The sequence below is a fragment of the Phytobacter ursingii genome, from assembly GCF_001022135.1.
GTDB classification, from domain to species: Bacteria; Pseudomonadota; Gammaproteobacteria; order Enterobacterales; family Enterobacteriaceae; genus Phytobacter; species Phytobacter ursingii.
On the sequence record NZ_CP011602.1, the window covers coordinates 3,031,364 to 3,042,610 of the forward strand.

General features: G+C 52.8%; 11 protein-coding genes. 10 read left to right on the forward strand and 1 reads right to left on the reverse strand.

The window, feature by feature from the left end:
* Positions 1 to 45: 45 nt before the first annotated feature.
* From miaB to rihA, 10 genes are all read left to right on the forward strand, one after another.
* Positions 46 to 1,470 (forward strand): tRNA (N6-isopentenyl adenosine(37)-C2)-methylthiotransferase MiaB, encoded by a 1,425-nt coding sequence (miaB, locus tag AB182_RS17810; protein WP_047371268.1) that lies wholly within the window; start codon positions 46 to 48, stop codon positions 1,468 to 1,470.
* Between the two features lie 269 nt (positions 1,471 to 1,739).
* Positions 1,740 to 2,786 carry a PhoH family protein gene (locus tag AB182_RS17815; protein ID WP_047371269.1) on the forward strand — a complete coding sequence of 349 codons (1,047 nt, stop codon included), beginning with the start codon at positions 1,740 to 1,742 and terminating at the stop codon, positions 2,784 to 2,786.
* Positions 2,783 to 3,250, forward strand: coding sequence for an rRNA maturation RNase YbeY (gene ybeY / locus AB182_RS17820; RefSeq protein WP_047371270.1), 468 nt, complete (start codon positions 2,783 to 2,785; stop codon positions 3,248 to 3,250). Before AB182_RS17815 ends, ybeY begins: the two co-directional genes overlap by 4 nt.
* Before the next feature lie 102 nt (positions 3,251 to 3,352).
* Entirely contained in the window at positions 3,353 to 4,228 is an 876-nt protein-coding gene (corC, locus tag AB182_RS17825) for a CNNM family magnesium/cobalt transport protein CorC (protein ID WP_047371271.1), read from the forward strand.
* Positions 4,229 to 4,233: 5 nt separating this feature from the next.
* Positions 4,234 to 5,775, forward strand: a complete 1,542-nt coding sequence (gene lnt / locus AB182_RS17830) for an apolipoprotein N-acyltransferase (RefSeq protein WP_047371272.1) — start codon at positions 4,234 to 4,236, stop codon at positions 5,773 to 5,775.
* Positions 5,776 to 6,137: 362 nt separating this feature from the next.
* Positions 6,138 to 7,076, forward strand: a complete 939-nt coding sequence (locus AB182_RS17835) for an amino acid ABC transporter substrate-binding protein (protein WP_047371273.1) — start codon at positions 6,138 to 6,140, stop codon at positions 7,074 to 7,076.
* A gap of 285 nt (positions 7,077 to 7,361) precedes the next feature.
* Complete coding sequence (locus AB182_RS17840) at positions 7,362 to 8,102, forward strand: amino acid ABC transporter permease (protein WP_047371274.1); 741 nt, start codon at positions 7,362 to 7,364, stop codon at positions 8,100 to 8,102.
* A complete protein-coding gene (gltK, locus tag AB182_RS17845; protein WP_047371275.1) occupies positions 8,102 to 8,776 on the forward strand; it encodes a glutamate/aspartate ABC transporter permease GltK in 675 nt (224 codons plus the stop codon). The genes AB182_RS17840 and gltK overlap by 1 nt, the downstream gene beginning before the upstream one ends.
* Positions 8,776 to 9,501 (forward strand): amino acid ABC transporter ATP-binding protein, encoded by a 726-nt coding sequence (locus tag AB182_RS17850; protein WP_047371276.1) that lies wholly within the window; start codon positions 8,776 to 8,778, stop codon positions 9,499 to 9,501. The genes gltK and AB182_RS17850 overlap by 1 nt, the downstream gene beginning before the upstream one ends.
* Before the next feature lie 118 nt (positions 9,502 to 9,619).
* The gene (rihA, locus tag AB182_RS17855) at positions 9,620 to 10,555 is read left to right on the forward strand and encodes a pyrimidine-specific ribonucleoside hydrolase RihA (protein WP_047371277.1); all 936 of its coding nucleotides are present in this window, start codon (positions 9,620 to 9,622) and stop codon (positions 10,553 to 10,555) included.
* A gap of 81 nt (positions 10,556 to 10,636) precedes the next feature.
* Here rihA and AB182_RS17860 read toward each other — a convergent pair whose 3' ends face one another.
* Positions 10,637 to 11,119 (reverse strand): zinc ribbon-containing protein, encoded by a 483-nt coding sequence (locus tag AB182_RS17860; protein ID WP_047371278.1) that lies wholly within the window; start codon positions 11,117 to 11,119, stop codon positions 10,637 to 10,639.
* Between the last annotated feature and the right edge of the window lie 128 nt (positions 11,120 to 11,247).

The window sequence follows — 11,247 nt, forward strand, 5'->3', positions numbered from 1 at the left end:
ATACGCGCCCTGCATTGGGGCCTTAAACAAAGCATGAGCAAGTCGATGACAAAAAAACTCCACATTAAAACCTGGGGCTGTCAGATGAACGAGTACGATTCATCGAAGATGGCCGATCTGCTGGATGCCACTCACGGGTATCAACTCACCGAAGTGGCTGAAGAAGCAGATGTGTTGCTGCTTAATACCTGCTCAATCCGCGAGAAGGCGCAAGAGAAAGTCTTCCACCAGTTGGGGCGCTGGAAATTATTAAAGGAAAAAAATCCAGACCTGATCATTGGTGTCGGCGGTTGCGTCGCCTCTCAGGAAGGCGACCACATTCGCCAGCGTGCCCACTATGTTGACATTATTTTTGGACCGCAAACGCTGCACCGACTGCCGGAGATGATTAACTCCGTGCGCGGCAATCGCAGCCCGGTCGTGGATATCAGCTTCCCGGAGATCGAGAAATTCGACCGTCTGCCGGAACCGAAAGCCGAGGGGCCGACCGCGTTCGTCTCTATCATGGAAGGCTGCAATAAGTACTGCACTTACTGCGTCGTGCCCTATACCCGTGGTGAAGAAGTCAGCCGTCCGTGCGACGATATCCTGTTTGAAATCGCGCAACTGGCGGCGCAAGGCGTACGTGAAGTTAACCTGCTGGGCCAAAACGTTAACGCCTGGCGCGGTGAGAATTACGACGGAAGCACCGGTTCTTTCGCGGATCTGCTGCGTCTGGTGGCGGCCATCGATGGTATTGATCGCATCCGTTTTACCACCAGCCACCCGATCGAATTCACCGACGATATTATTGATGTCTATCGCGATACGCCGGAGCTCGTAAGCTTCCTGCATCTGCCGGTACAAAGCGGTTCTGACCGCGTACTGAACCTGATGGGCCGTACCCACACCGCGCTGGAATACAAAGCAATCATCCGCAAACTGCGTGCTGCTCGTCCGGACATTCAAATCAGCTCTGATTTTATCGTTGGCTTCCCTGGCGAAACGACGCAGGACTTCGAGCAAACCATGAAGCTGATTGCCGATGTGAATTTCGATATGAGTTACAGCTTTATTTTCTCCGCCCGTCCAGGAACACCTGCGGCCGATATGGTTGATGACGTACCGGAAGAGGATAAAAAGCAGCGCCTGTATATTCTGCAGGAACGTATCAACCAGCAGGCAATGGCCTGGAGTCGCAGGATGATCGGCACAACCCAGCGCATTCTGGTGGAGGGGACTTCCCGTAAGAGCATCATGGAACTGTCAGGCCGTACCGAAAATAACCGCGTGGTGAACTTCGAAGGCAGACCGGAGATGATTGGGAAATTCGTTGACGTGGAAATTACCGACGTCTGGACAAACTCCCTGCGCGGTAAAGTGGTGCGTACCGAAGACGAAATGGGCCTGCGTATCGCAGAGTCCCCGGAATCGGTTATCGCCCGTACCCGTAAAGAGAATGATATCGGTGTAGGTATCTACCAGCCTTAATCCTGCCTGCTCGACCTGTTTCACGTTGCAGAATGACAGCAAGCAAGTACCCGGTCGCATAGATGACGATGCGACCGGGGCGTGCGCAAAAGCAGGGATCTGCAGCGTGAAGTCTGACCGGTCTGGTCTTGCATTTCCCCTTCCTGCCCTCATATCCATCGCAATGCTTGCGCCTTTATTCTATGGCGTGAATAATTCTCTGTATGGCTGACGGCCACAGGCTGGATTAGCCAGGCTCCATTCGGCACTATCTGAATAAGAGGAACAGTTTGAACATAGATACCCGTGAAGTAACCCTGACCCCCGCAGACAATGCTCGCCTGCTTAGCCTGTGTGGACCGTTTGATGACAATATCAAACAGTTAGAACGGCGACTGGGCATCGAGATTAACCGTCGCGATAATCACTTCAAACTCACCGGACGTACCATCTGTGTGAATGCTGCGGCAGACATTCTGCTCAGCCTTTATGTCGATACAGCCCCCATGCGCGGGCAAACTCAGGATATCGAACCGGAACAAATCCATCTGGCGATTAAAGAAGCCCGCGTGCTTGAGCAAAGCGCGGAGAGCGTGCCGGAGTATGGAAAAGCGGTCAATATCAAAACCAAACGCGGCGTGATCAAACCGCGTACGCCAAACCAGGCGCAGTACATCGCCAATATTCTGGATCATGACATCACCTTTGGCGTGGGTCCTGCGGGTACAGGTAAAACGTATCTGGCGGTTGCGGCGGCGGTGGATGCGCTGGAGCGTCAGGATGTTCGCCGTATTCTGCTGACCCGCCCTGCCGTAGAAGCCGGGGAAAAACTGGGCTTCCTCCCGGGTGATTTAAGCCAGAAAGTGGATCCCTACTTGCGGCCGCTTTACGACGCGCTGTTCGAGATGCTCGGCTTTGAAAAAGTTGAGAAGCTGATTGAGCGTAATGTCATTGAAGTTGCGCCGTTGGCCTATATGCGTGGTCGCACCTTAAATGACGCGTTTATCATTCTTGATGAGAGCCAGAACACCACCATCGAACAGATGAAGATGTTTCTGACTCGTATTGGTTTTAATTCCAAAGCGGTTATCACCGGCGACGTGACGCAGATTGACCTGCCACGTAATGTTAAGTCGGGCCTTCGCCACGCCATTGAAGTACTGGCGGAAGTTGAAGAAATCAGTTTTAACTTTTTCCATAGCGAAGACGTTGTCCGTCATCCTGTTGTCGCACGCATCGTGAATGCTTACGAAGCCTGGGAAGAGGCCGATCAAAAACGCCGGGCGGAACAAGCGGCCGAGCGTAAACGCGAAGCTCAGGAGCAGGAGCAAAAATGAGTCAGGTGATCCTAGATTTACAGCTGGCATGTGAAGAGAACGGCGGCTTGCCGGAAGAAGCCCAGTTTCAGCGCTGGCTGGACGCGGTCATTCCGCAATTCCAGGAAGAAGCGGAAGTGACTATCCGTCTGGTGGATGAGGCGGAAAGTCATGAGTTAAACCTGACTTACCGCGGGAAAGACAAGCCGACAAATGTGCTCTCTTTCCCGTTTGAAGCGCCGCCAGGGATCGAAATGCCGCTGCTGGGCGATCTGATCATTTGCCGCCAGGTGGTTGAGCAGGAAGCCAATGAACAGGGCAAACCGCTTGATGCGCACTGGGCGCATATGGTGATACACGGTAGCCTGCATCTGCTGGGCTACGACCACATTGAAGATGACGAAGCCGAAGAAATGGAAGGGCTCGAAACAGAGATAATGCTTGCTCTGGGGTATGAGGATCCGTACATTTCCGAGAAGGAGTAGTCTGTGCGGCAACCTATTGCCGTGCTGACAGAAAATGCTGCCGGGCGCTGAGTTTGCGCGTCCTGGCGACAGAACCACTAACATGAGAACCCATACGACGCCATGAGCGACGACAATTCACACAGTAGCGATATTACCAACAAGAAGGGATTCTTCTCCCTTTTACTCAGCCAACTTTTTCACGGCGAACCCAAAAACCGTGATGAGTTACTGGAGCTGATCCGTGATTCCGGGCAGAACGAGCTTATCGATCAGGATACGCGCGAAATGCTCGAAGGGGTAATGGACATCGCCGACCAGCGCGTTCGCGATATTATGATCCCCCGCTCGCAAATGATTACCCTGAAACGCAACCAAAGCCTTGATGAATGTCTTGACGTTATCATTGAGTCTGCACACTCGCGTTTTCCGGTGATCAGCGAAGATAAGGATCACATTGAAGGGATTTTGATGGCCAAAGACTTGCTGCCGTTTATGCGCAGCGATGCCGAAGCCTTCAGTATGGAAAAAGTGCTACGCCAGGCCGTAGTGGTTCCGGAAAGCAAACGGGTTGACCGGATGCTCAAAGAGTTTCGCTCCCAGCGTTACCACATGGCTATCGTGATTGACGAGTTCGGCGGCGTGTCGGGCCTTGTCACTATCGAAGATATTCTCGAACTTATCGTCGGCGAAATCGAAGACGAATATGACGACGAAGAAGATATCGATTTCCGCCAGCTCAGCCGTCATACCTGGACCGTACGCGCCCTTGCGTCTATCGAAGATTTCAACGAAACCTTCGGCACTCACTTTAGCGATGATGAAGTCGATACGATCGGCGGGCTGGTTATGCAGGCCTTCGGGCACCTGCCTGCGCGTGGGGAATCCATTGATATTGATGGTTACCAATTTAAAGTCGCCATGGCGGACAGTCGACGTATTATTCAGGTTCATGTAAGAATGCCGGACGATTCCCCCGTTCCGAAATTGGATGAGTAATGTAAATGGCATTTGCTCCACTGTTTGAACGCCAGCGCGTACGTCTGCTGCTGGCGCTACTCTTCGGAGCCAGCGGAACGCTGGCTTTTTCTCCTTACGATATCTGGCCTGCCGCGATTATCTCCCTTATGGGGCTGCAAGCGCTCACGCTTAACCGGCGGCCGGTGCAAGCCGCCTGGGTAGGTTACTTCTGGGGACTCGGCCTGTTTGGTTCCGGCATTCACTGGGTCTATGTCAGCATCGCACAATTCGGTGGAATGCCCGGCCCGGTCAATGTGTTCCTTGTGGTTCTGCTTGCCGCCTACCTTTCGCTCTATACCGGGCTGTTCGCCGGCGTGCTTTCGCGGTTGTGGCCCAAAACGACCTGGCTGCGCGTGGCGGTAGCGGCACCGGTTATCTGGCAACTGAGTGAGTTTTTGCGCGGCTGGGTACTGACGGGCTTTCCATGGCTGCAGTTTGGCTACAGCCAGATTGACGGGCCACTGAAAGGTCTTGCGCCAGTATTAGGCGTTGATGCCATTACCTTCCTGTTGATGTCGGTAAGCGGTTTGCTGGTCCTGGCGGCGGTGAAACGCTGCTGGCGTCCTTTCATCGTGGCGCTGGTGCTCTTTGCTCTGCCCTTCCCGCTGCGTTATATCCAGTGGTATCAGCTGCTGCCGGAAAGGACGACGCAGGTATCGCTGGTACAAGGCAATATTCCGCAAGCGCTCAAGTGGGATGAAGGGCAGTTACTCGATACGCTGAAAATCTACCTCAATGCCAGCCAGCCGGCGTTGGGTAAATCACAGCTCATCATCTGGCCAGAATCTGCCATTTCCGATCTCGAAATCAACCAGCAGCCTTTCCTGGGCATGATGGATGATTTGATGCGCAAGAATGACAGTACGCTTATCACCGGGATTGTAGATGCCCGTCTCAACCAGCAAAACCGTTACGACACCTACAACACTATCATCACGCTGGGCAAAGATAGCGCATACAGCTATAGCTCCGCCGATCGCTATAACAAAAATCACCTGGTACCCTTTGGTGAGTTTGTCCCGCTGGAATCTATCCTGCGTCCGCTGGCGCCGTTCTTTGACCTGCCGATGTCTTCATTCAGTCGCGGATCATACATTCAGCCTCCGCTGTCTGCGCACGGTTACAAACTGACGCCGGCTATCTGTTACGAAATCATCCTCGGCGAGCAGGTGCGTGATAACTTCCGTCCGGATACTGATTTCCTGCTGACCATCTCGAATGATGCCTGGTTTGGCAAATCAATCGGCCCATGGCAACACTTCCAGATGGCGCGGATGCGCTCGCTGGAACTGGCGCGCCCGTTGCTGCGTAGCACTAACAACGGCATTACGGCGGTGATTGGGCCAACCGGCGAGATCCAGGCGATGTTACCGCAGTTCACCCGGCAGGTCCTGACCGCTAACGTCACCCCAACCTCCGGCCTGACGCCTTATGCCCGTTTGGGTAACTGGCCTCTGTGGGTTCTGACCGCGCTGCTCGGTTTTGGCGCGCTGATCATGAGCCTAAGGCAACGCCGCACGTCATGACGCCTTTTGCGCCCTCTTTCTGACCAGAGAGGGCGCTTTTGCCAACTTTCCCTCAAATGCCATTTCTGGCACATCAATTGCAAAATAAACCTAAGTAACGGCGATTTTCCCCGATGTGCGAATAACGCGCACTATGACGGATCGCATACAGCACCAAATTGGTGCAATGGGAGATTTTTGCCTTCAAACGGTGCGGTATACTTCGCAAAAACAAACAATACCGCAGCAAAATCTTTACATTAAGCCAAACTAAATGCTAACAAACGCATACAACACTGCACGCATTTGCAGCAGGATATAACAAACACAACACTCACAATGGGTATCAATGCGTCTCTGGCGCGACGATAAAGGAGTTGGATATGCAATTACGTAAACTGGCCACAGCAATGCTGGTTATGGGAATGTCTGCGGGTCTGGCGCATGCCGCTGATGAGGCTAAACCTGCCGACGCGGCAGCAGCCCCGGCAGAAGCGCAACAGCCCACGCTGGAAAAAATTGCCAAAAACGGCGTGATCGTGGTCGGACACCGTGAATCTTCCGTACCGTTCTCCTATTACGACAACGAACAAAAAGTTGTGGGTTACTCTCAGGACTACTCCAACGCTATCGTTGAAGCGGTGAAGAAAAAACTCAATAAGCCTGACCTGCAAGTCAAACTGATCCCCATTACCTCACAAAACCGTATTCCGCTGCTGCAAAACGGCACCTTCGATTTCGAATGCGGTTCGACCACCAACAACCTGGAACGTCAGAAACAGGCTGCTTTCTCTGACACTATCTTTGTGGTCGGTACACGTCTGTTGGTCAAAAAAGGCGGCGATATTAAAGATTTCCCGGATCTGAAAGGCAAAGCGGTGGTCGTAACCTCCGGTACCACCTCTGAGATCCTGCTGCACAAACTGAATGACGAACAGAAAATGGACATGCGCATCATCAGCGCTAAAGACCATGGTGACTCTTTCCGTACCCTGGAAAGCGGACGGGCAGTGGCCTTTATGATGGATGACGCTCTGCTTGCGGGTGAACGTGCGAAAGCGAAGAAAGCAGATAACTGGGATATCGTGGGCAAACCGCAATCACAGGAAGCTTACGGCTGCATGCTGCGTAAGGGCGATACGGAGTTCAAAAAGCTGATGGATGACACCATCGCTCAGGCGCAAACCTCCGGTCAAGCGGAGAAATGGTTTGATAAATGGTTCAAAAACCCGATTCCGCCGAAAAACCTGAACCTCAATTTCGCGCTCTCTGACGAAATGAAAGCACTGTTCAAAGAACCGAATGATAAGGCGCTGAACTAATTAACAAAAATAATACACACATCCATTAATGTTGTATCCAGGCTGCGACTAAGCGGATCCCCAAAGGCGCCAACATATCAGGGTCGGGGATACGTCAAAGCAGCCAGCGCAAAGCGACATCGTGGATGAAGTGTAGTCAGGGGCGGGATATCCAGCCCTCTCGATTGTTGAAGCAGCACGGACAGACTATACGTTGAATGGTCGTTCCCCATTCGACGCGAACACAAGCTCTTCGCACAATCTTCGAGGGTAGCGCTGCTACCCTTTTTTTTCCGGAGTAGATTTATGTCCATAGACTGGAACTGGGGAATTTTCCTGCAACAAGCCCCGTTCGGCAACACAACCTATCTTGGCTGGCTGTGGAGTGGTTTTCAGGTCACAATCGCGCTGTCGATCACTGCCTGGATCATCGCTTTCCTGGTTGGCTCCCTGTTTGGTATTCTGCGAACCGTTCCCAATCGTATCCTGTCCGGTATCGGCACGTGCTACGTAGAGCTGTTCCGTAACGTCCCGCTGATCGTGCAATTCTTTACCTGGTATCTGGTGGTACCGGAACTGCTGCCGGAAAACATCGGCATGTGGTTCAAATCCGAACTGGATCCCAACATCCAATTCTTTGTCTCTTCGATGGTCTGCCTTGGCCTGTTCACTGCGGCACGCGTCTGCGAGCAGGTTCGTGCGGCGATTCAGTCGTTACCTCGTGGGCAGAAAAACGCGGGGCTGGCCATGGGGCTGACGCTGCCGCAAACATACCGCTATGTCCTGTTGCCGAATGCGTATCGCGTCATTGTCCCGCCGATGACCTCGGAGATGATGAACCTCGTAAAAAACTCCGCCATCGCGTCCACTATCGGGCTGGTGGATATGGCGGCGCAGGCCGGTAAACTACTGGACTACTCGGCACACGCCTGGGAGTCGTTTACCGCCATTACCGTCGCGTATGTATTAATTAACACCTTCATTATGTTGGTGATGAATCTGGTAGAACGCAAAATTCGCCTGCCGGGCAATATGGGGGGCAAATAATGTACGAGTTTGACTGGAGTTCAATCATCCCTTCCCTTCCTTATCTGCTGGCAGGGCTGGTTATTACAGTAAAGATTACCGTGACGGCCATTATTGTCGGGATTGTCTGGGGGACGCTGTTGGCGGTAATGCGCTTGTCCAGCTTTGCCCCCATTGCCTGGTTTGCGAAGGCCTATGTGAACGTATTCCGTTCCATCCCCCTGGTTATGGTGCTGCTGTGGTTCTATTTGATTGTGCCTGGACTGCTGCAAAACGTGCTGGGCCTGTCGCCCAAATCGGATATTCGCCTGATATCGGCAATGGTGGCGTTTTCTATGTTCGAGGCTGCCTACTATTCTGAGATCATCCGTGCCGGTATTCAGAGTATTTCTCGCGGGCAGTCAAGCGCGGCGCTGGCGCTGGGGATGACCCACTGGCAGTCGATGAAGTTGATCATTCTGCCGCAGGCGTTCCGGGCGATGGTACCGCTGCTCCTGACCCAGGGGATTGTCCTGTTCCAGGATACCTCACTGGTCTATGTATTGAGCCTCGCGGACTTCTTCCGCACCGCTTCCACTATTGGCGAACGTGACGGGACACAAGTTGAGATGATCCTGTTTGCCGGCGCCGTCTATTTTGCTATTAGCTTGAGTGCATCGTTGTTGGTCAGCTATTTGAAGAAAAGGACAGTTTAATGATTACCCTGAAAAATGTTTCTAAATGGTATGGTCACTTTCAGGTGCTGACCGACTGCTCCACGGAAGTGAAAAAAGGCGAGGTGGTGGTCGTATGTGGTCCATCGGGTTCAGGCAAATCAACCCTGATCAAAACGGTGAACGGCCTTGAGCCAGTGCAGAAAGGGGAAATTATTGTCAACGGCACCACCGTTAACGATAAAAAGACCAATCTGGCCAGGCTGCGTTCTCATGTCGGGATGGTGTTCCAGCATTTCGAACTGTTCCCGCATCTGTCGATTATTGAGAACCTGACGCTGGCGCAGATCAAAGTGCTGAATCGCGATAAAACCGCTGCGCGCGAGAAAGGGCTCAAACTGCTGGATCGCGTTGGCTTATCTGCCCATGCCAATAAATTTCCGGCACAGCTTTCCGGTGGCCAGCAGCAACGTGTGGCAATTGCCCGCGCGCTGTGTATGGATCCGGTTGCCATGCTGTTTGATGAACCGACATCTGCCCTTGACCCGGAAATGATTAACGAGGTGCTGGACGTTATGGTTGAGCTGGCTAACGAGGGTATGACCATGATGGTGGTCACCCACGAGATGGGCTTTGCCCGTAAAGTGGCGCATCGGGTTATCTTTATGGATGAAGGGAAAATCGTGGAAGATTCGGCGAAAGAAGAGTTTTTTGCCAATCCAAAATCTGAACGTGCAAAAGACTTCCTCGCCAAAATCCTGCATTAATCAATCCGACGCGCATTCCTCAGAATGCGCGTCTCATCACGCTTTGTGGTTTCACTTCTCGTCTGATTTACAGCAACGTTTTAACCTTGCCGCACAGTAATGCTAACAAGGAGTTACTATGGTTCAGCCCATCATTCTTGATTGCGATCCGGGTCATGATGACGCAATCGCAATTGTTCTTGCCCTCGCCTCGCCCGAACTCGATGTAAAAGCCATCACCTCATCAGCGGGTAACCAGACACCGGAAAAAACTCTGCATAATGTGCTGCGTATGCTTACTCTGCTCAAGCGTAGTGATATCCCGGTGGCGGGCGGCGCCGTCAAGCCTCTGATGCGCGAGCTTATCATCGCCGATAACGTGCATGGGGAAAGTGGTCTGGACGGCCCTGCGCTGCCAGAACCCGCTTTTGCGCCACAGGTATGCACCGCCGTGGAACTGATGGCAAAGGTGCTGCGTGAAACTCCTGTTCCGCTCACTATCGTGTCGACCGGCCCACAAACTAACGTAGCCCTGCTGCTAAACAGCCACCCGGAATTGCACAGCAAAATCAACCGTATTGTGATTATGGGCGGCGCGATGTCCCTCGGGAACTGGACGCCCGCGGCGGAATTTAATATCTACGTCGACCCGGAAGCCGCCGAAATTGTCTTCCAGTCGGGTATTCCGGTGGTAATGGCGGGGCTGGATGTCACCCATCGCGCGCAAATTCATGTGCAGGACATTGAACGCTTCCGTGCTATCGGCAACCCTATTTCCACTATCGTTGCCGAGCTGCTCGACTTCTTTATGGAGTACCATAAGCAGGAAAAATGGGGGTTTGTCGGCGCGCCGTTGCACGACCCATGTACTATCGCCTGGCTGCTGAAACCGGACCTTTTCTCCACCGTGGAACGCTGGGTGGGGGTGGAAACGCAGGGCAAATATACCCAGGGAATGACGGTAGTTGATTACTATTTCCTGACGGGAAATAAACCGAATGCCACCGTCATGGTCGATGTTGATCGTGAGGCGTTTGTGGACCTGTTGGCGGAACGGTTAGCGTTTTATCACTGAGTCAACCCCGGCGGCGCTTCGCTTGGCCGGGCTACAAGCGACAGGTAGCCCGGCCAAGCGAAGCGCCGCCGGGAATGCCAATTACGGCTCAAACGGTCTACGCTGGAACTGGTCATGACCGCATTTTGGACACAGCGGCAGCACCTCCGGCGTATAAATCGCCAGATGAAAGTGACATTTCTCGCACACCAGGTTACCAAGCCCCACCACTTCGCCACTGTGGTAAACTCCGTGATGATTAAGATCCTGAAATACCTCACGCCACTCCAGTTGCGTTTTATCGGTGATATCCGCCAGTTCCTGCCATAAACTCTCTTTGATGACTCGCATAAATACGCTGTCGGTGACATCGTCATGGCTTTCTTCATAACTACGAGCGAACTCTTCCAGATCGCGGCGTACCGCACGCGTGAGCTCTTCGATTTCAGTACGCGTTAGCTCCCCGGTCTGGCTTACGCGTTGACGTGCCTGGGCTACCAGTGCGTCGATATCCCTTTCGCCATTACGTAGCCGCTCGGTCAATGACGCAACCAGTTCGCGATAATATTGAGCAACCTTGTTCATTGTTTCCTCTCCCGGGCAGTTAACCTGTTCTAATAATAGACGTTATTTCCCGCTGACTTTGTCAATTACCCCACAGAGTTCGTAAATTCTCGTCGGGGGCTTTTCGCAGGCTAAATGTGCGAAAGGCT